General features: G+C 62.3%; 29 protein-coding genes and 2 pseudogenes. 10 read left to right on the top strand and 21 right to left on the bottom strand.

Going from position 1 to position 23,480, the window contains the following annotated elements:
• The first annotated feature begins 46 nt into the window (after positions 1-46).
• Both OZ671_RS28410 and OZ671_RS28405 read left to right on the top strand, forming a co-directional pair.
• Positions 47-1,078 carry a sodium-dependent bicarbonate transport family permease gene (locus OZ671_RS28410; protein ID WP_268863832.1) on the top strand — a complete coding sequence of 344 codons (1,032 nt, stop codon included), beginning with the start codon at positions 47-49 and terminating at the stop codon, positions 1,076-1,078.
• 9 nt (positions 1,079-1,087) lie between these two features.
• A complete protein-coding gene (locus OZ671_RS28405) occupies positions 1,088-1,318 on the top strand; it encodes a hypothetical protein (protein ID WP_268863831.1) in 231 nt (76 codons plus the stop codon).
• A 95-nt stretch (positions 1,319-1,413) separates the two neighbouring features.
• Here the strand turns inward: OZ671_RS28405 and OZ671_RS32105 are convergent.
• From OZ671_RS32105 to repA, 4 genes and pseudogenes are all read right to left on the bottom strand, one after another.
• Positions 1,414-1,584, bottom strand: a pseudogene (locus OZ671_RS32105) (ATP-binding protein); the annotation flags it as partial.
• A 291-nt stretch (positions 1,585-1,875) separates the two neighbouring features.
• Positions 1,876-3,195 (bottom strand): plasmid replication protein RepC, encoded by a 1,320-nt coding sequence (repC, locus tag OZ671_RS28395; protein WP_268863830.1) that lies wholly within the window; start codon positions 3,193-3,195, stop codon positions 1,876-1,878.
• A gap of 162 nt (positions 3,196-3,357) precedes the next feature.
• Positions 3,358-4,347, bottom strand: a complete 990-nt coding sequence (gene repB / locus OZ671_RS28390) for a plasmid partitioning protein RepB (RefSeq protein ID WP_268863829.1) — start codon at positions 4,345-4,347, stop codon at positions 3,358-3,360.
• 74 nt (positions 4,348-4,421) lie between these two features.
• Positions 4,422-5,606: a plasmid partitioning protein RepA gene (gene repA, locus OZ671_RS28385; protein WP_268863839.1), complete on the bottom strand. Its 1,185-nt coding sequence runs from the start codon at positions 5,604-5,606 to the stop codon at positions 4,422-4,424.
• Positions 5,607-6,346: 740 nt separating this feature from the next.
• Between repA and OZ671_RS28380 the strand changes: the two genes are divergently transcribed.
• Positions 6,347-6,469 (top strand): hypothetical protein, encoded by a 123-nt coding sequence (locus OZ671_RS28380; RefSeq protein ID WP_268863828.1) that lies wholly within the window; start codon positions 6,347-6,349, stop codon positions 6,467-6,469.
• A gap of 294 nt (positions 6,470-6,763) precedes the next feature.
• Here OZ671_RS28380 and OZ671_RS28375 read toward each other — a convergent pair whose 3' ends face one another.
• Together OZ671_RS28375 and OZ671_RS28370 are read right to left on the bottom strand one after the other, a co-directional pair.
• Positions 6,764-7,180 (bottom strand): hypothetical protein, encoded by a 417-nt coding sequence (locus OZ671_RS28375; protein ID WP_268863827.1) that lies wholly within the window; start codon positions 7,178-7,180, stop codon positions 6,764-6,766.
• Positions 7,177-7,428 carry a type II toxin-antitoxin system prevent-host-death family antitoxin gene (locus OZ671_RS28370; RefSeq protein ID WP_268863826.1) on the bottom strand — a complete coding sequence of 84 codons (252 nt, stop codon included), beginning with the start codon at positions 7,426-7,428 and terminating at the stop codon, positions 7,177-7,179. Before OZ671_RS28370 ends, OZ671_RS28375 begins: the two co-directional genes overlap by 4 nt.
• Before the next feature lie 370 nt (positions 7,429-7,798).
• On the opposite strand from OZ671_RS28370, the gene OZ671_RS28365 reads away from it, so the two are divergent.
• On the top strand, positions 7,799-8,245 hold the full coding sequence (locus OZ671_RS28365; protein WP_268863825.1) for a helix-turn-helix domain-containing protein: 447 nt from the start codon (positions 7,799-7,801) through the stop codon (positions 8,243-8,245).
• Positions 8,246-8,468: 223 nt separating this feature from the next.
• Positions 8,469-8,690 (top strand): hypothetical protein, encoded by a 222-nt coding sequence (locus OZ671_RS28360; RefSeq protein WP_268863824.1) that lies wholly within the window; start codon positions 8,469-8,471, stop codon positions 8,688-8,690.
• A 58-nt stretch (positions 8,691-8,748) separates the two neighbouring features.
• Here the strand turns inward: OZ671_RS28360 and OZ671_RS28355 are convergent, their stop codons facing one another.
• The 9 genes from OZ671_RS28355 to tnpA form a co-directional block, all read right to left on the bottom strand.
• Positions 8,749-9,444 (bottom strand): transglycosylase SLT domain-containing protein, encoded by a 696-nt coding sequence (locus OZ671_RS28355; protein WP_268863823.1) that lies wholly within the window; start codon positions 9,442-9,444, stop codon positions 8,749-8,751.
• Between the two features lies 1 nt (position 9,445).
• Positions 9,446-9,799, bottom strand: a complete 354-nt coding sequence (locus OZ671_RS28350) for a hypothetical protein (RefSeq protein WP_268863822.1) — start codon at positions 9,797-9,799, stop codon at positions 9,446-9,448.
• Between the two features lie 165 nt (positions 9,800-9,964).
• Positions 9,965-10,552: a hypothetical protein gene (locus tag OZ671_RS28345; RefSeq protein ID WP_268863821.1), complete on the bottom strand. Its 588-nt coding sequence runs from the start codon at positions 10,550-10,552 to the stop codon at positions 9,965-9,967.
• A gap of 85 nt (positions 10,553-10,637) precedes the next feature.
• On the bottom strand, positions 10,638-11,228 hold the full coding sequence (locus tag OZ671_RS28340) for a hypothetical protein (RefSeq protein ID WP_268863820.1): 591 nt from the start codon (positions 11,226-11,228) through the stop codon (positions 10,638-10,640).
• The gene (locus OZ671_RS28335) at positions 11,225-11,785 is read right to left on the bottom strand and encodes a nuclease (protein ID WP_268863819.1); all 561 of its coding nucleotides are present in this window, start codon (positions 11,783-11,785) and stop codon (positions 11,225-11,227) included. The genes OZ671_RS28340 and OZ671_RS28335 overlap by 4 nt, the downstream gene beginning before the upstream one ends.
• On the bottom strand, positions 11,782-12,114 hold the full coding sequence (locus OZ671_RS28330) for a single-stranded DNA-binding protein (protein ID WP_268863818.1): 333 nt from the start codon (positions 12,112-12,114) through the stop codon (positions 11,782-11,784). The genes OZ671_RS28335 and OZ671_RS28330 overlap by 4 nt, the downstream gene beginning before the upstream one ends.
• 218 nt (positions 12,115-12,332) lie before the next feature.
• On the bottom strand, positions 12,333-13,859 hold the full coding sequence (tnpC, locus tag OZ671_RS28325) for an IS66 family transposase (RefSeq protein WP_268863817.1): 1,527 nt from the start codon (positions 13,857-13,859) through the stop codon (positions 12,333-12,335).
• Positions 13,860-13,927: 68 nt separating this feature from the next.
• Entirely contained in the window at positions 13,928-14,284 is a 357-nt protein-coding gene (tnpB, locus tag OZ671_RS28320; RefSeq protein ID WP_268863816.1) for an IS66 family insertion sequence element accessory protein TnpB, read from the bottom strand.
• Positions 14,281-14,676 carry an IS66-like element accessory protein TnpA gene (gene tnpA / locus OZ671_RS28315; RefSeq protein ID WP_268863815.1) on the bottom strand — a complete coding sequence of 132 codons (396 nt, stop codon included), beginning with the start codon at positions 14,674-14,676 and terminating at the stop codon, positions 14,281-14,283. Before tnpA ends, tnpB begins: the two co-directional genes overlap by 4 nt.
• 21 nt (positions 14,677-14,697) lie before the next feature.
• On the opposite strand from tnpA, the gene OZ671_RS28310 reads away from it, so the two are divergent.
• On the top strand, positions 14,698-15,168 hold the full coding sequence (locus tag OZ671_RS28310) for a hypothetical protein (RefSeq protein WP_268863814.1): 471 nt from the start codon (positions 14,698-14,700) through the stop codon (positions 15,166-15,168).
• A gap of 29 nt (positions 15,169-15,197) precedes the next feature.
• On the opposite strand, the gene OZ671_RS28305 is transcribed toward OZ671_RS28310, so the two are convergent.
• Positions 15,198-15,515 (bottom strand): hypothetical protein, encoded by a 318-nt coding sequence (locus tag OZ671_RS28305; RefSeq protein WP_268863813.1) that lies wholly within the window; start codon positions 15,513-15,515, stop codon positions 15,198-15,200.
• Positions 15,516-15,861: 346 nt separating this feature from the next.
• The gene (locus OZ671_RS28300; protein ID WP_268863812.1) at positions 15,862-16,812 is read right to left on the bottom strand and encodes a hypothetical protein; all 951 of its coding nucleotides are present in this window, start codon (positions 16,810-16,812) and stop codon (positions 15,862-15,864) included.
• 166 nt (positions 16,813-16,978) lie between these two features.
• Here OZ671_RS28300 and OZ671_RS28295 point away from each other — a divergent pair, with 166 nt between their 5' ends.
• From OZ671_RS28295 to OZ671_RS28280, 4 genes and pseudogenes are all read left to right on the top strand, one after another.
• Positions 16,979-17,191: a hypothetical protein gene (locus OZ671_RS28295; protein WP_268863811.1), complete on the top strand. Its 213-nt coding sequence runs from the start codon at positions 16,979-16,981 to the stop codon at positions 17,189-17,191.
• On the top strand, positions 17,166-18,341 hold the full coding sequence (locus OZ671_RS28290) for a hypothetical protein (RefSeq protein ID WP_268863810.1): 1,176 nt from the start codon (positions 17,166-17,168) through the stop codon (positions 18,339-18,341). The genes OZ671_RS28295 and OZ671_RS28290 overlap by 26 nt, the downstream gene beginning before the upstream one ends.
• Before the next feature lie 44 nt (positions 18,342-18,385).
• Positions 18,386-18,844 (top strand): annotated as a pseudogene (locus tag OZ671_RS28285) (helix-turn-helix domain-containing protein); the annotation flags it as partial.
• A complete protein-coding gene (locus OZ671_RS28280) occupies positions 18,739-19,476 on the top strand; it encodes an IS630 family transposase (protein WP_268863838.1) in 738 nt (245 codons plus the stop codon). The pseudogene OZ671_RS28285 and the gene OZ671_RS28280, both read left to right, overlap by 106 nt.
• A gap of 813 nt (positions 19,477-20,289) precedes the next feature.
• Here the strand turns inward: OZ671_RS28280 and OZ671_RS28275 are convergent.
• From OZ671_RS28275 to OZ671_RS28260, 4 genes are all read right to left on the bottom strand, one after another.
• The gene (locus OZ671_RS28275) at positions 20,290-21,471 is read right to left on the bottom strand and encodes a hypothetical protein (protein ID WP_268863809.1); all 1,182 of its coding nucleotides are present in this window, start codon (positions 21,469-21,471) and stop codon (positions 20,290-20,292) included.
• A gap of 239 nt (positions 21,472-21,710) precedes the next feature.
• Positions 21,711-22,178, bottom strand: coding sequence for a hypothetical protein (locus tag OZ671_RS28270; RefSeq protein ID WP_268863808.1), 468 nt, complete (start codon positions 22,176-22,178; stop codon positions 21,711-21,713).
• Between the two features lie 82 nt (positions 22,179-22,260).
• Complete coding sequence (locus tag OZ671_RS28265; protein WP_268863807.1) at positions 22,261-23,274, bottom strand: hypothetical protein; 1,014 nt, start codon at positions 23,272-23,274, stop codon at positions 22,261-22,263.
• Positions 23,275-23,276: 2 nt separating this feature from the next.
• The coding region (locus OZ671_RS28260) for a WGR domain-containing protein (protein ID WP_268863806.1) at positions 23,277-23,480 on the bottom strand (204 nt) is incomplete at its 5' end.

Below are 23,480 nucleotides of genomic sequence, written 5' to 3'. Positions count from 1 at the left end.
GCCGTTGTGGCATCTTGTGGAGACATTAATCCTAGAAAGTCGCGAAATGCCTTTTTTTGAGTTGGCCACGAGCAATCTTCTCTCCCCCCCGATTCTTTGTTTCGTGCTTGGCGCCTGTGCCACTTTTTTTCGATCCGACCTCAAACTTCCCGACCAGGTTTTCGCGGCGCTCTCGATTTTTCTGATGCTCTCGATCGGTCTCCAGGGTGGCGCCAAACTCGCTGACCGTCCTCTGAGCGAGCTTGCCCTGCCAATGGCTGGCGCGCTTGCGCTGGGCTGCGCCATCCCGCTCTGGTGCTACGGCATCCTGCGCAGGTTTGCCGGTCTTGGCATCGCCGATGCGGCAGCGTTGGCCGCACACTACGGTTCGGTGTCAGCGGTGACTTTTGCGGCGGTCGGACAGTTCCTGACGCGGCAGCAGGTCCCGTTCGAAGGCTACGCCCCTGCCCTTCTGGCAATCATGGAGGTGCCGGCAATCGTCATCGCCATCGGCCTTGCGGGCGTGGCCTCCATGGCCAGCCGATCGGTCGAGGTCAACGCCGGCGGCGCGGCCCTCATAGGCTCGCCCCCCTCCATGTGGAGTACGTCCGCGCTCTCACCTGTTCTGGCCGAGGTCCTGTCCTCCAAGAGCATCCTGCTGCTGGCAGGCGGCATGGTCATCGGCGCGAGCGTTGGCACTGGCGGGCTTACCAACATCAAGCCGTTCTTCGTCGACCTCTTTCCTGGAGTGCTCTGTCTTTTCCTGCTTGACCTGGGCAGGGTCGCCGCCAGCCACGCGGGCGAGTTCCGGAAGGTGGGACTGCGGCTGGCGGTGTTCGCCCTCGCCATGCCCGTCGTCCACGCTGTGATCGGGATAGCAGTCGGGTCGGCTGTGGGCGTGTCGTACGGCGGAGCCGTCATTCTGGGAACGCTGGCCGCAAGCGCCTCCTATATCGTGGCCCCGGCGGCGGTACGCCTGGCCCTGCCCGATGCCAATCCGGGCTACTACCTCACTTGCTCGCTGGCCATCACCTTTCCGTTCAACATCGTCGCCGGCATTCCTCTCTACAGCGCGCTGGCGCGCCTGATCTACGGATAACGGACGACGGTGACCCTCTATCAGGCCAGCACCGCCACCCTTGCGACAATGCATGGGAAAGAGCGCGTGATCGCACCCGTACTCTTCGAGCGCCTGGGGCTGCGCGTCGAAGTCGCAAAGGGCATCGACACTGACCAGCTCGGTACTTTTGCCGGCGAAATCCCGCGCGTGGGGACAATGCTGGAGGTTGCGGTGTCAAACGGCTCGCAAAGTTGCCCCCTGATCGGCGTCCAATGTTGACCCCTTCATTACGGTGCGGGGCGAGGAGGCGGCGCGGCGGAGCTGGTCTGGATTGCGCAGGCGCGCCGGCCCCGGATCGGTGAGGCACCGGCGGCTCAGAGCCTGTTCTTGAAGCGCCAGCTGTCGTTGCCGGTTTCGACGATGTCGCAGTGGTGTGTGAGGCGGTCGAGGAGCGCGGTGGTCATCTTGGCGTCGCCGAAGACGGAGGGCCATTCGCCGAAGGCCAGGTTGGTGGTGACGATGACGGAGCTCTGCTCGTAAACCCGCCGCCATCGCCCCTTCAGGTCGACGCCCCAAATCGTGCTCTGCTTCTCTGCATCGGTCTCGAGCGTCACGAAATAGCTGTCGCGGTTGAGCGCATCGATCGGCGAAGAGATTGTTGAGGGAGCGCACTTGATTGCGCGATGCCGGTCGATCGACGCGAACGTAGAGCCTGCTCGCGGGGATGAAGAGGCTCCCGCTGGCATCGAAATAGCCGATGCGTTCGTCACGCAGGAGTTGGCGCGCGCCGGGAGAGAACTTCTCGGCCATAAGAACGGGGACGGTATGACGGCTTCCTATCGCCAATTCAGCTTCTCCCGCGAACTCCGCAGAGCGTCGGACCCGACCGGAGGACGATCTATCGTTGCCATAGAAGAAAGAGAATTCTCATTGCGCTGGCCGGATGCTTTGCCGGCATCGAGCTTGGCTCGCAACAGCGCCATGATCATAGGCCAGGTCGAAAACTTGCCCTGCCTGGCCCGCTCGGTGAGCGAGCGTAGATATCCGCCGTGGTTGTTGATCTGGTCGGCCCGCTGGTAGATCGCGGCGAGTGCGATGGCGGCCTGGAGCTCACCCAGTATCTCGCGGGCCTCCTTCCAGGCACTCGGACTGATCCCAAGCATGGGCCTGGCGACCTCCACCGTCGCGAGGAAGTCCCGCCAATGGCGGATTTCGCCGCCGTGAGCCAAGTCTCGAAGGCCGGGACAGGCGTCGAGGACGATCCCCAAAGGCAATTCCCGTTTCGGCAGGCCTCGAACGTTGTCGGTTTCCGCACCTTTGTCGCCAGCTTCTTTCTGATGCTGGATGCTATGTTCAGATTCAGAAGAAGAGTCTGGATTTGAATTCTGTATGTGACATCCAAAACGGGACTCATTGCCGTCCGTATTCTTCTCTTTCGTGAAGGATTCCAACACGTCGCGGATATCGCTCCACAGGGCATTGAGATCCGCGCATATCCTTTCGATCAGCAGGCGGGGAGCTGTCCGCGGCAGGCGAGCGACGATGGCCTGGTAGGTCAGGCGAACCTGGCCCCAATTGCCCGGCACGGCCTCCTCGATGCCGGCTTCGATCATCTTCACGATGTCCCGGCGCAGCAGGGTCAGCCGCTCCTTGGTGACGCGGAACGCCCTCTTCTCCGCCTGGACGGTCTCCGCCAGGTCCTTGAACTCCTCGGCGCGGGCGACGATCGGCGAGAGGTCGAAGCCGTAAGCCTGCTCGACCTGCCCTCCCCTGCCCTTCCGGGCGAAGCGCTTGCCGTTCGGACTGTCGCGGCGAACGATCAGGCCGCAATCGACAAGCACCGCCAGGTGCCGGCGCAGCGTGGTCGGCGACAGGCCGTTCGCGCGCGCCATAAGCTGCTCGTTGGACGGCCAGACGATGAGGTCGCCGCCACCAGTCAGTGCCGTTTCGGGATGGAACGACAACAAGGCGTTCAGGATCGCGAGCGAACGGTCCGTCGCGCCGAGCAGGTCCCGTGCCTCGCGAATATGCTGAAACACCTGCCATTTATGGGCGACGGCGTCCTTCGACCCTGCCCGTGCTTTGACCTGATTGGCAATCAGGCCAAGCGTCATCGTTCGCCGCCCGAAAGGCGTCGTCGAGATATGTATCTGCATTTTCCTTCACCTAACGCTAGGCAAAAGAAATCCGCTCGCCGAAGGGCGCTGAACGTGCCTCAGCACTTGACGATGTTTCGGAGAGGTGCGATTCTCAGGGTCGCCAAACACACTGAGAAGGGGCTTCCGGAACCATCGTTTCGGGGGCCTTTTCTTTTGCTGCTAACCCTTTCCTTCTTGGTTGTTTTTGTATTCGCCATAGAGCCGTTCGAGGCTCTCGGCGACATAGCGACCGAATCCCACTCCACCCTTAGATTTGAAGGCAAGGGAGAAGGAACGGCCGCTATCGATAAACTCTGCTGCAATAGAATTGTCAGCTGTGGACCATTTCTCCTTTAGCGGTTTGGCCGAACTGCCGCGACGCGGCTTTACCCGAGCCTTCAGAGCATCCAGCACTCGCTCAAATCGATGTTCGGACGTGAGCTCCGCGAACCCACTTTCCTGGACGACCAGGACAGCGGCCTGGTGGGCGTCGTGACCTTCGATAAGTTGAGCGAATTCCAACCAGCGATCGCGGCCGATCGTCTTGCACGGTCCAATGGCCAAGATGATCGCTTCTGGAGCGCGGCTCGACACCGACAGCATCCTGGTGAGCATCGGGGCATCAACCGCAAGCGCCGACTGGATCGTCTGGCGATCATGCCCCCGATCGAGGAGGCGCTGCGCGAACAGGGCGCGTTCGATGAATGACAGGTTCTCCCGCGCAGAGTTTTCTTGGCCCTGCGCGATGACGTGATCATTGTCCGAGATCTGGCGGATGACAGCTTTGACTTTGCGGCCGAGGTCACGGGCAGCACGCACTCGGCGATGGCCGAAAACCGTCTGGTAGCGCCCGTTCTCCTTTGGATGGGGCCTCACAAGCACAGGGCTGTCTTGCCCTCGCTCTCGAATAGCGGACACCAGCTCGGAAAACGCATCGTCGTCTTCCATCCGATCCGCGACAAATGATGCTTCAATTAAGCCGGGATCTAGCTCGACGACCGTGTCACCTTCCAGAACCTGATCCGCCTTCGCCGCCTTCTCGGCCAGCTCACCAATGGAGGCGATCATATTTCGTGTGGCCCCCCGCATAGCATATGCAGGCGAAGCCCGGCGCTCAGGCTCCTGCACCTCCGTCTCCTTGATATTGTTGAAAATGCCGCGGCGCGCCATGGCGAGTCCCTATCCTAAATAAACGGCTGATCTTGCACGATATTTCGAGATCTGTACGGCTGACAACTCCCACGTCATGTTTGCCGGCCCCATGACATATAGATGAGATCGACAATCTCGCCGTTCACGGCGTCCAGCGATTCCCGCGCGCGATCGTAGGTCGCGGGAACGAACTTTGATCGCTCGACCTCGTAGAGAGATTGCTTGGTCAAGCCGGCGTCCGAAATCGCCGTCGATTTGACCGTCGGATTCCTCAGCATCTGTCGAGCGAACATCGACTGCATGAGGCCGACCATTTCCTGTTGGGGAATATCCCCTGGCTCATACCGCGTCACGAGATAGCGGAACCAATCGAGAGAGACTTTCACCCCCGCAGCCTCGATGCTTTTCAGGATGCCGCCGAGCATCAACAGAAACTGGCTCATCGACATGATGTCGAGCATTTGAGGATGAACCGTGATGAGAACCGACGTTGCAGCGGCGAGGGCGGTCAGTGTCAAGTATCCGAGTTGCGGCGGGCAATCGATGACAACGATGTCGTAGTCTGTATCGACTTCTGCCAACGCCGAACCGATAAGCGTATAGAAATTGCGGCCAGCCTTCGAATCCTTTGAGAGCATGGCAACTGGCGTCTCGTACTCGAACTCTTGGAGTTCGAGATTCGCCGGGACGATATCCAACCCAGGGAAGTTAGTGTGTCGGCGCACGGAGGTAATGCTTACCCGTTTTTCATCGTACCTGAGTGCGTCGTAGAAAGACGAGTTACCGTCGAGTTCCGGCTGGATGCCGAACAGAGCCGTCAGCGACGCCTGGGGATCAAGATCAACAGCAAGAACTCTGAAGCCTCGGAGTGCCAGGTACTCCGACAAGTGGACCGCCGTCGTCGTCTTACCCGAGCCACCTTTGAAATTGACTACCGATATGACTTGCAGTCTTTCTCCCTCTCGCCGCCGAGGCGATCGATTGAGGGTATCCCGCAGTTCATTCAACTGGTCCGCCGTATAGTAGCGCCGTCCGGTTGGCGTTACGAACGGCTCTACTCCTTTGCCTTGAAGGTGCAGCTTCTTGATGTAGCTTTGGGAGACCCCCACGAAATCCGCCGCTTCAGCAAGCGAAAAGTGGCGCAGAGGCTTCTCCGCATTCGGCGGGAAGCTCTCCACCCGCAGCAGGTCAAGGCGTCTAGAAATCTCGCCGCCCTGCTCCAGGATGATGTCGGCGAAGCTCTCGTCCTGCCTTCTAATTGGTAGAGTCACGTTCATCGGCTTTTGCGGCACCAGTGTCGATAATATCCCATGGGTCGGGAAATTATCGGGAATAATCCCGTGATTCCACGCTTGCAGCAAGCCGTTTTTAGTTAACGAGAGCTTAATGGAGAAACTGAATAACCCATCTGATCCAACCGCCCTAGCTGGATTGTGCCGCGTTCTCAGATCTTTAACCGGGATTGGCAGGCTGCCAGACGTGCGTGAACGTTGCGCACAATCGACAAAATCGGCTCGCGTCCATTCGCAATAAGCAAAGGGCATTCGCCGCTTGCCCGCACCGAGCCCAGGTCCGACCGGGTGAATCACAGATTGAATAGCCGTGCAGCACCCCATGGGCGCAGCAGCTCGAACGATCCAGACGTTGCGATCTATTGACTCCTTCAAAGGAAACCCAACTGCATTGCTCACCTGTGTGGCGCCTGTCCAAAAGTGAGAGTGTGCGAGGAACAGGATCGACCATTTCCGTGATGGCGCCCGACCACTGCCAATCCAAGTAGCCCTGCATGGATCGTGTTCATTAAACTGCATCAGTGCGCATCGATCAACAAGCGAGTAGTCCACCAGCGGTTGGGACTCACGCGAAGCTGCATCGATATCCGGACGTGGGGGAGGGGGTTGTCAAAAGGACAAGATCGGCGACGTACTTTGCTGGCGGCTGCCCGACCTGAGGACCATCGAACGCATGGCGCGGCCCGCCGCTGAGGTCTGTCGCTCAAAGTTACTGGATGACTCCGATGCCGAAGATGGGCGGCGTTCATTGTGGCTTCGCAGCGATCATGCTCGATTCGGTGACCGGCTGTGCGGTTCATATGTTGCTGGAAGCAGGGACGGATACGGCACGACCGACCTACAAGTGAAAATGGCTGAGGCCGATGTCCGCGATTAGGCTTTGGTCGCTGAAGCGAAAGCCGTTCACCTGTCGCGTAATATCGCGACCTCCGAGGGCTGCTTGAAATCAGGCGATGGCAAGTGTCGGCAACAGCCACGGCTGCGTGCTTCCTCAAACGACGCCGACCATGGGCTCTTGAGCGGGATGGGAATGAGAGCGCGAGAGAAGGGGTTCGAGCCTTCTCTCGTACCGCTTGGCGTCGGTCGATGCCGCCGCAGACGGCGTCCGCCGTCTCCGACACTATGATCTTGATGAACCGCCCTTAACGCCAGCGTTCGACGCCGCGCGCCTCGGATCTGAGTCTGACGAATTCGCGCATCAGCGTAAGGAAGAATGCCTTGCTGAACTGGCCGAGCGGGGGGAGGGGCTCCAGATGAAAGGATCGGCCAATAATATCGGTGTTGTAGTCGTCCAAGACGATCCAGAGCTGCAAGGCGCTGTCGAGGCCGCCCCGGCGCTTTTCCATATCAGGAACTTCGACGGCGAAGCGCCCCGGCTGCGGCGGCTGGCTCGTGATCGGAAAGAGGACCACCAGGTCCTCGCCGTTGGGCTTGGGAACCCTCATCCCGAATGCGGTCGGCCGATCTTTCCGGCCTTCGGTCTCACCGCTCACCGCCTCGCGCGTCCAGAGATAGGAGAAGCGGATAACGCTCCCGAATTGGATAGCGTCGAAGCTCACGATGCGTCGCCTTCTCGCTCGTAGCGGTCAAGTTCCATCTTGATGTCCTGGAACAGGTCGTCGGGCATGGATTCGAGCGTTCCGGCCGTGCGGGTGTCGGCTCGCTCGGTCAGGCGGCGATAGTCCTCAATGCTGAGCAGAACGAGGCGGGGCTTGTTCCGCTGGGTGATGGTGACAGGGCGCCTCATCGCATCGGCAATGATGTCGCCGGCTTTCCGCGACAGGTCGCTGGTCGAATAGGTGTTCATGGCGGGCTCCCGTTTCATCTGCAAAATACAGCATTCCCGCATTTGCCGCAATTGCGATCGCTGACGAAGACATGGGAGCCTGCCGCGACACCGTCGGTGCGATCATTGAACAGCGGCGTGTATTACCTGACCTTCTCGCTGGTCGCAGGATGGTGGCTCCACGCCTGGCGAGTTCGCGCAAGATCCGCAGCCCGAAGTAGGGGGCACCGCCGATCAGGTTTTCGGGGGAGGGCAGGGGAACGCCCTCTTTCCGCTCTATGCACGTCCGCTAGATGATTGGGTACGAATTGACGGCACATCGCGATTCACTAAACATTAGAATGAAACCGAAGAGGTCGGTTCACTCTCCAGAAAGCCGGATGTTCGCGAGATGCCTATCACCACCAATGACGACGATGAAGAGGGCTGGCTGTCGGTGCTGCTCGCTCTGCGTCTCCGGCAGATCGAGGCGAAATATAGCGGGCTGAAAGAGCTGGCCCAGGTTATCGGCCTGTCCCGCGGCACGCTTTATCAATTAAGAACAGGCAAAGGAAATCCGACCATTGTGACGGTGGAGCGGATCGCGCGGCAACTGAATATGTCGGTTTGGGATCTGCTTGGCCGCAGCAGCGACGAAGACCAGGTTCGCGATGACCTGAACAAGAACGGCCTGAGCTACGACGACATTTCGCAGCACATCGAAGCGACCAAGGCGGCGAGGAAGTCGTTCCTTCACCTCTATGGCGATAACAGCAAGACGCCGGGAAAGTCGCCCAAGCCTCCCGTTGAAGCCAAGCCCGGCCCTTCGAGCAAGCCCCGCGCTCCGAAGAAACGCTAAGGGAATAATAAGTCTAATCCTACAACCACAGCGGGAAGCTGCTCGCACGTTTTTGCATTGGATTGAAACCTATACTTGCATTCTACCCCCGCTAAATTGATGATTGTCGCGGTATCCACGAAAAGGCGGCGTTGGAGCAATGGATAGGCAAAGGTTAGCGACTAAATTATTCCACCAGATGCAGCCTCTCGTAGAGGGAGATACTACGCCGAGCTATCTGGAAGTGACCCGCTTTCTCCGTGAACGGTGCGATCGCCAGACAGGCGCCTTGGTGATCGGGCAATTCCTGGTCCGCGCGCTGTTCGAGGAACGTCACAGCGAGCTAATGTTCTGGCCGCTGGTGGCCATGGAACTGGCCGAGGTCGTGCCGGCGCAGTTGGAGCCCGGCGTGGTGGAACAAGGCCTATCCTATCTGAATGGTGCTGGCGCCTCCGCGTTGCATTGATCGCTTCCGATGCAGGGCGGCCCGGCCCGCCACCTGCGCGGAACCGGGATCTAGCCGATCAGACCATACCGTCGGGCACCCGGATATCGGTGCTCGCCGGCGCCGGTGCGCCGGCACCAGCGATCTGCGACCCATTGGGGTTCTGGCCGGGAAAATCGCCGGGACCCGAGCAAACCGCTGAACCGTTGCAACCGGCCGGGATCGAAGCTGTCTGCAAGCCGGCCAAGCGCCGGGTCACATCATTCGTCCAATTCCGGCGCTGCGACTCCGTGCTACCGTTGTAGCGATCCGCCAGGCAGCGGATATTTGAGCTGCCACCGCAGGATTTAATGGCGGCCTTCAGGGTCAGCATCCCGCCCTTAATGTTCTGTGAGAGGACGCCGCGATCCATTCCGTAGCTTCGACCGGTCGCCTGCGTGAGCTGCATTGGGCCTTGGACACCCGAGAACGATCCGGCGCACGCTGACATCGCTCCTTCATGAGCCGAAACGGCCAGGGCCAATCGAGGATCGACGCCATATTGGTTGGCGGCATCGACGACCATGTTCGCGATGTTCGGGCTGCGCGTCATCATATCCTGGGTGGACGGGTAGGTCGGCAGACCCATGCCGTTCGGGCAAAGCTCCCGAAGGGTCGTGCCGTCATTCAGATCGCATGACGAGCCGTCACGCACATAATTCGCGGATTGACCGAACGCGGAGACTTGAATCGCGGCGAGAGCCAAAGCTGCGATAGCTGGAACAGAACCCCGCATCTCAACGCCTCGGGCAGAATTTATAGGTCGCGCCATTGATGGAAAGCGACTGATCGGCTGGGCGGTTGATGGTGAGCGTGGTGGTCTCCGGCGGGCTCCCCGGCTCCGCGCAACTCGCTTCAAAGGTGCTGCCCGAGCGGCGCGCGCTTGCAATATTGCAGGAGGCTCGATTGACCATGATCGAGGTGCCGTCGAACTCCATCATTTCGAGCGCTCCGATGCCTTGGTCCGTGCAGGATCGGGTCTGCACGACATAGACGCCGCGGGGAGCCGCCAAGGGATCAAGCGCCTGCGCAAGGCTCTGGTCCATGGGGAGACCGGCCAGTGAAGCGTAGAGTGCGACGAGCGTGAACATGCCGAGCCTCCTTCGAGCTGATGCCGCTCGGAGGCCGCGCGTGCCGGCGGCGGTCAAGGCCGCGCTCTGCGCGCCCGCAGGGTTGCCTTTACCGTCGGCACCGGCCGCGCGGCATCTCGGCATGTCAGGTCCAGGAAGGCTCCGGCGGGGCATCGTCGATGTCTCCTATTGCGGCGCAGGCACCGGCACGCGGAATTGGCATTCCTCGGCCCGTCGTCCGGCGAAGATGGTCCCCGCTCGGATGGTCCGGGTCTCCATCTCGTAGGCGCCCATGGTGATGTTGCGCACGAGATCCGGTTGTGCGGAATCCGATCGTCCGTACTCGATGAAGCAGCCCTGGTCGGCGTTCGCGACCATCGAGGCACCTTGCCCATAGACGGCGAGCCGCATGGGGCATTTCTTGAGTACGGTATTCGCGACCCTGTCCGTGCGCAGGGTGGTGCAGCTCGTGAGAGTGTGAAGCACCGACAGCACCGCGACCCTGGAGGGGCTGCGGACGACGATATAGCTGGCGGCGGCCGGCGCATTGGCGGCAGCAAAGCGACGATCGCCGCGCGCTTCATAGGCTCGATTGTTGCGCTGGAGCTGATCCGACCAGAGGGAGGCGTAGGGCAGGGCGGCTTCACCGGGGAGCTGAAGGTCGGAATAGCTGACAGGACGCCATTTGTTCGGATCGGCGTTCGCCTGCGGCGTTCCAACGGGCAGGCCGGCACACAGGGTCGTCGTTAGAATGGAAAGCGATCGCGGAAGCATCGGCTCGTGTTCTGTTTAGTGAACTGCCGATCATTCTATGATGCAGCGATCCCGTTTGTGAAGGGGTAAGAATGCCGGCTGCCGCTCAATAGCGATCGCCAAACCAGCCGCGGCTGCGGGGAGGGGAGGGCTCATAGCCGATCCAAGGCACAGACCGATAGCTCAGCTGGGGGTCGTAAACATGCCAGGCGCGTTGCCAGTAGTAGAAATTCAGCGGCACGCGAGCGAGAACCCGACCTTCAGCGCTGAGCAGATCCGAAGAACAGACGACGATAGGCCAGCGGTAGCGGGTAACATGGCCGGTGACCCCGTCAAGGCCGCCGCGCCGACAGGCGAACAGTCGGACGCCGGCGGCCCTCGCGTCGGAGGCAACGGCAGACGGCGAGGCGGAAACGACGGCAACTCGGTTGATGGGGGTGCTGATCCATCGCGACCGCTGCAAAGCGAAATTCGCCTGCTCCTGGGTGGGGTAGCCGGTCCTCTCGGTCATGATCGGCGGGAAGCGCTGATAGCCGGGAGCATATTGCTGGTGACGCCCGTCCACCGATGCCGGCTCGCGATAGGCGTCGGAGGGCGGCACATAGGGGATCGCTGACACCGGCCCGCCGGTATGTGAAGCACACGCCGCTGTGAGGAGGCTCACGGCCGAGAGCGAGAGGACACGCAGGCTGGTCATGGTCGGACAGGCTCCCGTGGCGACTGGCGCCAAATCCAAGGCATCTGAAACGAGCTGGCCCAAAGGCCGCGATAGGCAGTTCGCGCGTCTCTCTCGTGCCGGGCATAGGTCGGGATCAGGCGATCCTCGGCTCCCGGCAGGTTCACCGCATGGCCGGCCTTCAGCATTTCGGCGGCCAGGTCCGGGACGTCCCCGGTCGCACACCGGGCGATCTTGAGGTTGGCTTCCTCGCGGATCGGCGTGCAGACGACCCAGCGGTTCAGCGTGGCTGTCGTCAGCCAAGCCATGGCGACGATGCCACAGCCCCACGCCTGCCTGCCCAGCGTCGCCTTCTGCGCCAGGCCGCAGGCATCGATTCCATAGAGACGATAGGTCTGCCGGGATTCGACATCGATGAAGCTGGTCGCGGACAGGACGTCCACGCGCATCGGCGACGTGGATGCTGTTGGTGGAGGGGAATAGCGGTCCGCAGGTGCCGGTGCCGAACCAAGTTGCGCGACGGCGTGCCCGGACATGCCGGCGATCACGCCAGCGGTGACAATCGTTCTGACGTTCATGCAGTGCTTTCGCTGCTCCCTCCGAGCAGGTCCACGCGGTCCGCAATCACGTCCGTGGCGTAGTGGGTCGACCCGTACTTCTCGTAAGAGCTTTCGGCGACATGGGCCTGGATGGAGACGGCCTGGCCTTTGCGCACCTGGTCGAGGACGAACTGGCTGGTCTTCCCGCCAAAGACCGTGACGGTGACCCAATCTGTCGCCGATTTGGTCTGGCCAGCTTCATCGCGCCAGACGCGATCGGTTGCTACCGGGAAGCGGACCACCTTGCCGACCTGCCGCGGGTCCTGTCCGACATTGCCGGTGAGAAGGAGGAGATTGATCGTTTTCATGGACGCATCCGTGCTGCTGCTCACCTGAAAAGGAGACCGACGCAAAGCTTCGTTCATTAAACTGTATGATAGATCACCGATCAACAGGCAGTTGAATCATTCTCCTCGCCCGGCCGAGGCGACTTGGCTACGCCGCAACCGTGAGAGTTATGGTCGGCTTGGGCCACCTGCTGGCGGGTTGGGAGCATCCGCATCCCGGTCAAGCGTAACCGCTGTTTTCAGGCCACGGCCTTGAGCGGCTGGGGTGCGTAGGCCCAGGGCAGCCGGCCGTCGATCTGGGTCTGGGGATGGCCGACGACGATGCGGGCAATGACGTCATCGAGATAGGTTTGCGGATCGATGGCGTTGAGCTTGCAGGTTTCCACGAGCGAGGCGATGACGGCCCAGTGCTCGCCGCCGCCGTCGGAGCCGGCGAAGAGCGCGTTCTTGCGATTGAGTGCGATCGGCCGGATGGCGCGCTCGACGACGTTGGAGTCGATCTCGACACGACCGTCGTCGAGGAAGCGGGAGAGGCCGGCCCAGCGCGAGAGGGCATAGCGGATGGCTTCGGCGAGTTTGCTCTTCTGGCTGACGAGCCCGAGCTTTTCTCTGAGCCATGGCTCCAGCGCCGCGATGATGGGGCGGCTCCTGGCCTGCCGGGCGACACGACGCTCCTCGGGCGGGCGGCCGCGGATGTCGGCCTCGACCTGATAGAGCGCCGCGATGCGCGCGAGCGCTTGCGTGGCGATCGGCGCCGAGCCGGATTGGGCAAGCTCGTAGAACTTGCGCCGGACGTGGCTCCAGCAGAATGCCAGGCTCACCGCGTTGCGCTCGGCCAGGACCTTGTAGCCGGCATAGCCATCGACCTGCAGCGTGCCCGCGAAGCCCTGGAGATGCCGGATCGTCTGCTCGGCCTTGCGGTCGGGCGCGTAGAGATAGGCCACGCCAGGCGGATCCGATCCGCCCCAGGGCCTGTCGTCGCGGGCATAGGCGAAGAGCTGGCCGGTCTTGGTCCGGCCACGGCCGGGGTCGAGCACCGGTGCCGTGGTCTCGTCGGCGAAGAGCTTATCCGACGCCTTCAGGCGCTCGAGGAGCCGCGCATGCACGGGCCGCAGCAGGAAAGCGGCCTTGCCGACCCAGTCGGCCAAGGTCGAGCGATCCAGGTTCACGCCCTGGCGGGCATAGATCTGGGCCTGGCGGTAGAGCGGAAGGTGATCGGCGTATTTCGCGACAAGGACATGGGCGACGGTGGCCTCGGTCGGGATGCCGCCCTCGACGAGCCAGGCGGGCGCCGGCGCCTGCACCACCACCTCCTCGCAGGTCCGGCAGGCGTATTTCGGCCGCCGCGTCACGATCACGCGGAACTGGGCGGGGACGACGTCGAGGCGCTCGGACACATCCTCGCCGATGGCATGCAGCGCGCCCCGGCAGCAGGGGCAGGTCTTGTCCTGGATGTCCACGACCCGCTCGACGCGCGGCAGGTGCGCCGGCAAGGCCCCGCGGTTGCCGCGCCGCTTCCGGACCCCCTCGGTCTGTTTTGCAGGATCGACGGCTTCCTCGACGCCAAAACCCTCCGCCTCGGTCTGCTCGGCCTCCTCAAGGCCGAGGAGAAGCTGATCCTCGGGGAGGCTCTCGGCCCGACGGCCGAAGCGGTGACGCTGCATCGCCCGGATGATCTGGCGCAGCCGCTCGTTCTCGGCCCGCTCCTCGGCCAGAAGAGCCAGCAGGGTTTTGGGGTCGTCGGAGGGCGAAGCAGGCTCGGCCATGAAGCGGATTCAATCATGGACGCCAGCAGCTTACCAGCAATAGAGCGCGGTCCGTCCATCGATCATGCTCATCCCGCCACGGCCGGCGCCGTCACCCGCCTGGCCGTGTGGACGCGGCGCCAGTCCAGACCCTCGAGAAGGGCCGAGAGTTCCGCTGCGCTGAGGTGCACGACACCGTCGGCGATGGCCGGCCACTGGAACTTGCCGTCCTCCAGCCTCTTGGAGAAGAGGCAGACGCCCGTTCCATCGAAGTAGACCAGTTTGACCCGGTCGGCGCGCCGCGCCCGGAACACGTAGACCGTGCCGCAGAACGGATCGGCGCCCATGGTCTCGCGAACCAACGCCGCCAATCCCTCCGCTCCCTTCCGGAAGTCGACCGGGCGCGTCGCCATCATCACGCGCACCGCACCGCTCGGGCCGATCACGATCCGGCCTTCAACGCGCCGATGACCGCGGCGATCGTCGCCGGCGAGGCCCCATTCTCGATCGTCACCTTGACCCCGGACACGTCGATCTCGATCGCTGCCGAGCGCCGAGGGGGGCCTCTGTGCCGCTTTCGGCGCGCCGATGCCGCCGGCGGCTCCGTGTGAGCCGGTTCGGCAATGACCACCGCCGGCACGAAGGCCGGCAACGCCTCCGCGGCCTTGCGCGCCGCGCGGCGCCAGGTGAACAACTGTTGTGGCGTCAGGCCATGCCGGCGCGCAACCTGAGAGACGACCGCTCCGGGAACCAGCGTCTCTTCAATAATCTGCGCCCGATCGTCGGAGCTCCACCGCCGCCGGCCTACCGCCCCCGTGATCACCTCGAAGCGACGCACCTCGCTCTCAGGCTCAAGTCTATGGTCAAGTCTAGACACAAAACGATCCTCCAAATCAGGATCGTCAGACTGGGGCCTCAGCTCGCCGCGAAGAAGGTGCGGTCAAAACACCGCTTACTCAAGGTCGAGGTCTGGGAGGGCGACAAGATCCACGAGGTCATGGCGGTGGTGAACCATGCCACGGTGGCGATCGCGGCCTATGAGGCGGCCGTCAGGGAACGGCAGGGGAGGGTGGTCACGCTGCGCCACGGCGCGCGCGTCTTGCGTTCGACGGAGCCCGCCAAGCCCCCGGTGCCGCCCACGGTGGGGCACCTGCGCACCCTGGGCGTGACCGGCGTGCGGCTCTGGTGCGTGAGCTGCGGCCGCTCCGGCGTGCTGAGCTTTGAGGCCATCAGGGCAGGGGACGATGAGCCATTCCCGACCGCGGGGAAGCGCTCGATCTGTGCGGTCTGCCACAGCCGCAACGTACAGCGGATGCCCGAATGGCCGTGATGGCGGTAATTGCTGAGACAGTCAGCGTGTCACTGTTGTGGTGCCACCCGATAGATGCCCCTGTTATCCCACCAAAGCACAATGATCATTTCGCGGCCGCCACGGTCCTTCCAATTCGCCGAGCAAATACGATTGCCGCATAGGATCTCGGGATATCCGTGCTGCCAACTGCCGTCCGGGTTACGCGAGACGTCCTGTTCGACCACCCGCCAGCCGCCGCGCAGCAAGGCTGGTCTCAGGTCGGCGTAGGCCTGCAACGCGGCCACCGGAAAGCTTTGGCCCCACGCCATTTGCGCGCCACCCGTGACGAGGGCGGCAAGCAGGATTGTCTTCAAAACCCGCAGCATGATCTTTCCCCATCAACGCCGGGCACAGCAGTGGTGAAGCCGATCCGCGTTCATTCCAACGTCAACAGAGGCTCCGGCTCGCGCTCCTGCACAACCCCTTACCATGGTAGCGCCAATGCCCTTCATTACAAACGCAAAGAGGTGTTCCGATGCCATGGGCACTCATCACCCGACCACTTGCGATGACCTGCGGCGGACATGTGTCCAGCCTCGCAGGAGAAAGTCCCTGCTCGGTATCGCGCCAGCGGCGCCGGCCAGAGAAACTCAAGCGTTTCGCCGGGCTCGGCATGCCGCTTTAACACCGACAACACTCCGACAATCAAGGGGGTTGGGCGCGTGGCGCTCGCTAACGGCGGCCGCAGCCAGCCTCGCAGCGTGCTCCGGTAACGCCGTTGTTGGCGCCTTCGCCTTGTGTGAACACGTGCATTGTGGTGGCACCCCGCTGCCAGGCGAATGCACATTGGGCAAGGCCGGTCCCGGCGCAGGCGACCATCTCCGGCCGGCCTTCGCATCGCTCATCGTTGGGCGCGCACCAGTCCGCCTTATCGGCGATGATGGGGGACCACCCAAGGCGGATGAGCGACGCGCGGGCGGTAGTGTAGGGGGTCCCTGGGGTCAGGCGAGGCAGCGGGAACTGGCGACCGCGCTCGGCGTCAATGCGCCGCTGGGAGGTTCGGACGAACTGGATGTGTTCGGCGCAGAGCGCGTAGGCTTCAACGTCCGAGTACTCTGCGAGCGGGACGTTTTGCCCTCGCAGGCTTTGCTTGATCATCTGATCGATTGCGTCGCGTTTCTCGAGCCGAAAATCGAACGACCGGCCGCTTGAGCTGATCCGCAACAGCAGATTGGCGCGTGCGGGTTGAAACAGCGGCGACCTTGGGTTGAGCTCCAGGTCGGCCGATACCAGCTCATTGCGCGCCGCGCGCATCGGCAAGGGAGTCCCCAGCGCCCTTGGCCCGGTAGCGACAGGCTCCGCGAATGCGAGCGACGCCCGCTGCCCGTCACCGATGTCGAAGAGGCCAAGCCGTCCCCACAGCCCGGTCGGCAGCGAGAACCTGACGATGGCCCCATGCGTCGAGCAGTCCAGGTTTACAATGTTCGTGTTGCTGCCGTCGGTGACAGTGCCGTCGATCCAGCGGCCGAAAATGCGCAAGGTCAGGACCTCGCTGCGCTCCTCGTCTTTGAGCACCAACCAGTTGCTGTTGATGCCGAAGAGGACCTCGTTGGCTTGCAAGCCGGGGGCGAACCCCACGCAGATTGCCAACCCGAGCATCGCACGCAATAGCCAGGACTTCATCAAAAGGGGCTCCATCGCACCAAGCGAAAATCCGCTGACACTTAGGCAACCAGCCTACGGTGGCCTGCGCTGCGGGATCAATGGGCAATGGAATGTTGCCTATCTCGTAAGCATCCCCTTTGACTGTCGACCCGCGTTCCTTGACTTTAACATTATGTTTTCGTGGATGATGATGCTCGGTTTGCTGCTAACTCCCCTTGGGGTGCTATCAGCGTCTGAGCAGACTCGCATCGAGATCGACCAGGTCAAGGGCGAAGTCGTGTTCATCATCAAGGGCCAGCCCGCCGCGCGGATCGTGAGCAGCGGACTGATTGTGCCGGGGGATATCCGGTACGGCGGCATGATTGCGGACGGTGGGCCTGCAGTCGATGCGCGCTAGCTTTTTCCGCTCCGCCCTCAGCTTCGGTCTGACCCTGGCCGCTCTCAGCGGCGCCGTGTGGGCGCAGGGAATTTCCTTCGATACCTCGCGCACCACGGGCGGCAGCATTCGCCCGGGCTTCTCGACCGTGTGTGACAGCGCCAGCATTGGCGCCATCCGGTCCAATGGCGCCGCCACGGAAAGCTGTAACGGCACGAGCTGGGTAACGCTGAGCGGGGGAGGTGGCGGCGGGACGACGTTTAGCTGCCCGGCCGGGTTCACCATGATCACCAGTGCCAGCCAGGTGCTGGGATGCATCAATACAGCGAACCAGACTGCTGATACGTGTCTGAATGCTCACAATCAGTGTTTGCAGTCGTTTGGCGCAAGATTGACTACATTCGCGGAGCTCCGTGCTGGCGTTTCCCTGGGTCTTGTGCCCACCGATACAAACTATTGGACATCGGAAGCAAGTGCGGGCGGTTGCGGATTTATGAATTTGACTAACCCTGGCTCTGCTTCTATCTCGAATAACTACGTTTACCGCTGTTTCATCCCACCGGTTGGCACCATCTCCCAAACCGTCGCCACCGACCGCATTACCAGCGGCACCACCAGTGTGGTCACGGGTGCCAGCAGCGTGGCGGTGAACGTGGCCGGGAGCAACGTCGCTAATTTCGGCTCGGCCGGGCTGGGACTCAACACTTTGAGCGCCGTGCAGGTCAGCTCGACCAATATTTCCGTGACCAACCTGACCGTGAACGGTCAGCCGGTGACCGGGGGCGGGTCGGCTGACCGCATCACCAGCGGCACCACCAGCGTTGTGGCCGGGGCGAACAGCGTGAGCGTCACCGTCGGCGGCAGCAACGTGGCGAACTTTGGTTCGGGCGGCTTGGGGCTCAACACGTTGAGTGCGGTGATGGTCAGCTCGAGCAATGTCTCGGCCACCAATCTGACCATCAATGGCTTGGGCGCAATCCAAGGAGGGTTGAACCGGACGGTGACCTCGGGCGCGGCCTGCACCCGGCCTGGCGAACTGGCGCGCACGAGTAGCGGTGAGCTGGTGGTGTGTGAGGGCTCGGCTCTCGAGGGTAGCAGCTGCTCTGGTTTTAACGTAGGTGCTGTGGCTATTGGGAGTGATGGCCGAACATATTATACCAACGGGCGCTGAGGCTGACTCACGGGGTCTTTTCGGCGGCTGGTTTCGCTGATTCGATGGGCGCGAGGAGGATTGGGGCCATGGCTGCTGCGGTGAAGCTTCGAACAGACTATTCGGCCGTGGACCTGCGCCGGCTGGCGGCGGGGTCGAAGCACGCCAGCCAGAGCCGCCGGCTTCTGTCGCTGGCGGCGGTTCTGGACGGGATGGATCGGGAGCAGGCCGCGCGGATCGGCGGCATGGACCGCCAGACGCTGCGCGACTGGGTTCACCGGTTCAACGAAGGCGGACCCGACGGGCTGAAGGACATCCGCTCCAAGGGACATCCGCCCAGGCTCTCGACCGATCAGCTCGCCGCCTTGGCGACCATCGTCGAGACGGGCCCCGACCGGGCCGTCGATGGCGTGGTGCGCTGGCGGCGCATCGACCTGCAGAAGGTCGTTCGCGAGCGCTTCGGTGTCGATTATCACGAGCGCACGATCGGCAAGCTTTTAAAGCAGATCGGCTTTTCCCACATCAGCGCGCGCCCGCACCACCCGGCGCAGGACGCGCGCGTGATCGAAGCGTTCAAAAAAACTTCGCGGTGACCCTGAAGGCCCATCTCGCTCATGTGCCGAAGCGCACGCCGATCGAACTCTGGTTCCAGGACGAAGCCCGCATCGGCCAGAAGAACGGCCTGGTCCGGCAATGGGCCAGGCGCGGAACCAGGCCGCGCCAGCCCGCCGATCAGCGCTACGAGAGCGCCTATCTGTTCGGGGCGATCTGCCCGGCACGCGGCGTCGGCGCGGCGCTCGCCATGCCCTTCGCCGATACCCACGCCATGCAGGCCCATCTCGACGAGATCGCCAGCACGGTCGCGAAGGACGCCCATGCCGTCCTGCTGCTCGACCGTGCCGGATGGCACACAACGGCCAAGCTCGTCGTGCCGAAAAACATCTCGCTGATCTTCCTGCCCTCGCGCTCGCCCGAACTGAACCCGGTCGAGAACATCTGGCAGTATCTGCGCGCGAACTGGCTCTCAAACCGCGTCTTCGACACCTACGACGACATCATCGACGCTGCTTGCGAAGCATGGAACCGCCTCCTCGGTCAGCCCAGAACCATCACATCCATCGGCAAGCGCGAATGGGCCCATATCGGTCAGGAATGAGGGCCGTTGGTATTATTGCAGTCTATGAAGGAGTGCTGATGAGACAAATATTAATGACCGCCTCGATATTATTTGTGTCTGCGAATTTGGCTTATGCTCAGACCTGGAAATCAATCTCGTCGGGCAGTGCAAATCCAACACCACGTGGGTGCAAATTAACCCCCAGCACCTATACGCCCAATTTTGGTGGGGTTAGCGGCGCCAATGCTGTTTGCGCCGCTGAATTTGGTACTGGATACCGTATGGCTCGGACCCCCGTTTTTGTTGGTGATGCATTTGTAGAAGGCACAGCAAATGGCTGGGTTCAACATGCTTCTGCGTTCTCAGGAAACAACTGTAATAACTGGACAAGTGTCGCCAGTGGTGACCAGGGATATATTGCGACGTGGGACTTCGCCGGGCGGCAATTAAGCTCAGGGAGCACCTCAGCGTGCAACAGCGTCACTGTTCGTCTTTGGTGTTGTAATTTTTGAGGTCTACCGGAGCTAGAGGGCCTCAAGGCTAGTAGGTTCCGGCGCAAATGCATCTGTTGGCAGAGTATCGCAGCTATTGCGACTGCTAAGTCGGCTGATTCTTGACTATAGACTAACGTCGTTGCGTCGATCCGGAGATCATTCTGGTGATTTCAGCGCGTTGGCACGCGAGGAACAACTGAGGATGCAGAGCGCGGTGAGCGCTGCACCGTGCGAGCTGGCGGAACAACGCTACTATCTGCGCTGCATGGAGATCCTCGCTAATCCCCGCGAGGCGTTGGCCAAACTCGTCAGTGGGACCACGTCCTCAGGCGAGCGGACTACCGGGCGCTAGGGAGCATCAGGTCTCGGTGATCATGCCGGCCTGCAACGCCTCCTCAATCGAGGCCGTCAACCGACCCGACGTCCGGGGGTCCAGCAGGTCCGCTTCCGCACGCACATAGGCGGCCCATACGTGGAGAGACTGCGGCGAGACGTCGGACGGAGGCCGCTCCAGCACCTGCTCGACATAAGCCCTGAGCCGCTCCGCCCGTCCCAAGTTATCGGCATCCCCCAACAGCGCATCCAGCCTGGCCTGCGCCTCCGCCGCCAACCGCTCGCGTCGCTGTCGTTCGGCTTCCTCGCGCCGTTTGCGTTCTTCCGCGGCCTTCCAGGCCTCGTGCTCACGCCGCCATTGCTCTGCGCGGCGTAGCTCCTCGCGGTGCAGCCGCTCAGCGACCTCCCCAATGCCCAGCACAATCTCCGTCACCTGGTCCTCGAGCGGCACGTCATTCTCGTCGCGCCAGCGGGTTTTTCCCTCGATCTGCAGGTTGCGGGTGTCGAGCGTGAACACCAGGCGCTTGGGCTCCGCCTCCGTGGTCCAGGTTGGCTTGAACGAACCCGCACTGCCGCCTCGGGGCACCTCAAGCGTCGCGTCGAGATAGTGGCCGCCCATTTCAAAGCGGATGTTCGAGGCTTCGTAGCCGCTTAGGCGCGGAATGCCGCCGGCCCGTGAAACCCCGAGGAAGATTCCGTTGAGGATGCGCAGGCGGCGCTGCTGATAGGGCGACTGATAGACGCCACGCGCCCAGCCACCCGGAGAGCGCAACAAGGCCGCGTCGCGTTCCACCAGCACCCGTACCGCGCGGTGCGGCTCCTTGAGGGTTTTCGGCGTGGTCAGTTGACCCAGCCGCGTGGCAAGACGCTGGCGGAGCTCTTCGACGGTCGGGGCTGGATAGGCCTCCGCGAGCGCCTTCACCCGCGCCGCAAACACAGGGGAGGGGGCTGAGTAGAACCGGACGACGTTTTCGGTGAACAGGTCGCCGGGCGTAAGCTTGGGCTGGGGCGGGGATTCACCGGCCGCGCGCTTGGTCCAGTAGGCCCGGCCTGGAATCGGCACCTGGTGGTTCCGGCAATGCTTCACCAAGGTCGCTTCGGAGACGCCAAGCTGCGTCGCCAATTCCCGGGCCGGCTCGGACCAGACCAGATGGTAGAGCTGCTCGCGGGAAAAATGCGTCCAGGTCTTGATAACAATCTCGGTCATGGGGGCCTCTGACGGATGGCTCGTGCGCCGCCACCTGCGGTCGACCCGTGCCGAGGCCAGTTTGTGCCAGTGCTTCCCCTCGTGTCAGCTCGTCGTGATGACGCCCCTAGGAGACGCAGTCGTTTCCACCTGCACCCCACCGCCGGGCAACATGACGCCCTATAAGCGAATGGCGCTGCAAATCTGCGGAATGGCGCGGTAGTGAATGGCGCCTAGCTGCTAACTGTTTCGTAGAGGCGTCAATGGAGCAGGATTCGCCACCGCCGATACCTAACCCGTGGCACCGCCCGATCGGGTTGTCGCCGCGTCGCTTCTATCATTTGATCGTCGCCTCCACGGTCCAGGACGCCTACGACGACCCGCAAAGCGTCAGGAAGGCGATTGTCGCCGCGCTGCTGGTCTACCACCTGCCCGAGCAAGCTCTCGCGGTTCAGCACGCCGATCGTGGCGCGTTGCAACAGGCAGTCAAGGACTATCGCGACAAGACCGAGAAAGTCGCAGGCTTCCGGATGCTCCGCCAGGTCGCCTTTGCCGCCAAGCATGGTCGGGTCGACAGTACCGACGGATATGTTCTCGACAAAATTTGGTACGCCCCGCCAGCGCACTTGGGCGAGATGGTGATCGGACGATCCCTTATTGGCGACAAACAAGGAGGCGTTGTCGCCGCCGTGACAAATGATATTGCGAGCCCGCTCGTGAAGGTCCACAAGGCCCTCCGGCTTGCCCTTAAGCGCTATCTCACTGATTTCCCGAGTTGGCAGCAGACCCCGCCGACACGCCACCATAGCCCTAGCGAAACACCTCGCTATCCAGCGCCTGCGCTACCGTTATTGCGCTTTGCCCCGCGAGCTGGCGTCGCTCGAACCCGTGTTCCAGCAGATCAATATATCTGGCTCCCATGATGCCGCCGCGTGATGCTTTGGCGAACCGGCAGGGCGCCCACTGCTCGGTCAAGTAGAACCGGAGGGGGTAGGGGCGGAGGTCGTAATAGGGGGTTTCCTCAAACGCCTGCTTGATCCTGACGAGCATCTCGGGGGTTTCCTGCCCAAGCTCCCGGTGATCAACCCGCACCGTACCGGCGTCATAGGAGCAGATCAGGACGGCAACGATCTCGCCCACCAGCGACACCGTCTTGTCGCGATAGATGCCAAGGTAACGGCAAGCGCGTCGGGAAGCGCGGTCAGGCCCCTCGTAATAGAGCTTAAGTCGCTGATTTTCCGCGTAGGATGTCCCACAGGGGAAAACCACCACCCACCGCGCCCGGTCATCCAGCAGGTTCTCGCTTTCGAGAAAACCGCGGTAATCCTCGATGATCGCGAGCAGACCTACCTCATGCTCGGCGCATGCTTCCCTGAGCGCGACCAGGAGATCCTCAAAGGTCACTGCCACAAACTGCACGCCATGCTGCTGGGCAAAGTCCCGCAGTTCGGCCTCGGCGGCGTCGGTCACCGCGCCTCGGGTCAACCCGATCAGGATTGAGCGAAAATGGCTGCCAATCGGGTCGGCCTGCATGCTGGTGACATGGCGGCGGATCTGGTCGTGATCCAGCCCATTGCCGAGTTTCGTCTCAATCACAATGCGGAACGGCTTCTGCTCGATCACTGCGTCCGGGACACTCACGCTTTTGCGGACCTGCTGCTCGAACGAGAGGCCGATCTCCAGCTCGTCATCCAGAAAGCTTGAGAGAACTTGCTGCAGCTTGAGGGGCGACGATTGGTAGAGATACCGCAGCACCAGCAAGGTGTTGTTGGTTACATGGTTCTCGCGCTGGGAGAACCGCTGAAAATAGCTGACCTTGGACATCTTCAGATCATTGTCGCTGGCAAGGATTCTTGGAGGGACTGGTAACCGCGGCGAACCTTGGCTCTCACAAGAGCCTGCATCGCAAGCAGCGCGGCTCCGGCATTGGGAAAGGGGTCAGCCCGTACGGTGCCGCCGCTGCCGATGCGGCCCCACTCCCGCAAGAGCACCCATTCTCCAAAGAGGGTAGGCACAATCAGCATGCGATA

It is taken from the genome of Phreatobacter sp. AB_2022a (assembly GCF_026847585.1).
Classification (GTDB): Bacteria; Pseudomonadota; Alphaproteobacteria; order Rhizobiales; family Phreatobacteraceae; genus Phreatobacter.
Note: the sequence above shows the minus strand (reverse complement) of the source record. Positions and strands in the feature narration are given on the sequence as shown.

What these genes read in the sequence shown, in the direction of transcription:
- OZ671_RS28355 (WP_268863823.1), bottom strand. Translation starts at nt 9,444, where the DNA reads ATGCGGGGTTCTGTTCCAGCTATCGCAGCTTTGGCTCTCGCCGCGATT.
- OZ671_RS28310 (WP_268863814.1), top strand. Translation starts at nt 14,698, where the DNA reads ATGGTCAAGTCTAGACACAAAACGATCCTCCAAATCAGGATCGTCAGA.
- OZ671_RS28330 (WP_268863818.1), bottom strand. Translation starts at nt 12,114, where the DNA reads ATGAAAACGATCAATCTCCTCCTTCTCACCGGCAATGTCGGACAGGAC.
- OZ671_RS28335 (WP_268863819.1), bottom strand. Translation starts at nt 11,785, where the DNA reads ATGAACGTCAGAACGATTGTCACCGCTGGCGTGATCGCCGGCATGTCC.
- OZ671_RS28350 (WP_268863822.1), bottom strand. Translation starts at nt 9,799, where the DNA reads ATGTTCACGCTCGTCGCACTCTACGCTTCACTGGCCGGTCTCCCCATG.
- repB (WP_268863829.1), bottom strand. Translation starts at nt 4,347, where the DNA reads ATGGCGCGCCGCGGCATTTTCAACAATATCAAGGAGACGGAGGTGCAG.
- OZ671_RS28365 (WP_268863825.1), top strand. Translation starts at nt 7,799, where the DNA reads ATGCCTATCACCACCAATGACGACGATGAAGAGGGCTGGCTGTCGGTG.
- OZ671_RS28345 (WP_268863821.1), bottom strand. Translation starts at nt 10,552, where the DNA reads ATGCTTCCGCGATCGCTTTCCATTCTAACGACGACCCTGTGTGCCGGC.
- OZ671_RS28340 (WP_268863820.1), bottom strand. Translation starts at nt 11,228, where the DNA reads ATGACCAGCCTGCGTGTCCTCTCGCTCTCGGCCGTGAGCCTCCTCACA.
- OZ671_RS28380 (WP_268863828.1), top strand. Translation starts at nt 6,347, where the DNA reads ATGCCGAAGATGGGCGGCGTTCATTGTGGCTTCGCAGCGATCATGCTC.
- OZ671_RS28275 (WP_268863809.1), bottom strand. Translation starts at nt 21,471, where the DNA reads ATGACCGAGATTGTTATCAAGACCTGGACGCATTTTTCCCGCGAGCAG.
- OZ671_RS28300 (WP_268863812.1), bottom strand. Translation starts at nt 16,812, where the DNA reads ATGAAGTCCTGGCTATTGCGTGCGATGCTCGGGTTGGCAATCTGCGTG.
- OZ671_RS28410 (WP_268863832.1), top strand. Translation starts at nt 47, where the DNA reads ATGCCTTTTTTTGAGTTGGCCACGAGCAATCTTCTCTCCCCCCCGATT.
- OZ671_RS28370 (WP_268863826.1), bottom strand. Translation starts at nt 7,428, where the DNA reads ATGAACACCTATTCGACCAGCGACCTGTCGCGGAAAGCCGGCGACATC.
- OZ671_RS28265 (WP_268863807.1), bottom strand. Translation starts at nt 23,274, where the DNA reads ATGTCCAAGGTCAGCTATTTTCAGCGGTTCTCCCAGCGCGAGAACCAT.
- repA (WP_268863839.1), bottom strand. Translation starts at nt 5,606, where the DNA reads ATGAACGTGACTCTACCAATTAGAAGGCAGGACGAGAGCTTCGCCGAC.
- repC (WP_268863830.1), bottom strand. Translation starts at nt 3,195, where the DNA reads ATGCAGATACATATCTCGACGACGCCTTTCGGGCGGCGAACGATGACG.
- tnpC (WP_268863817.1), bottom strand. Translation starts at nt 13,859, where the DNA reads ATGGCCGAGCCTGCTTCGCCCTCCGACGACCCCAAAACCCTGCTGGCT.
- OZ671_RS28305 (WP_268863813.1), bottom strand. Translation starts at nt 15,515, where the DNA reads ATGCTGCGGGTTTTGAAGACAATCCTGCTTGCCGCCCTCGTCACGGGT.
- OZ671_RS28295 (WP_268863811.1), top strand. Translation starts at nt 16,979, where the DNA reads ATGATGATGCTCGGTTTGCTGCTAACTCCCCTTGGGGTGCTATCAGCG.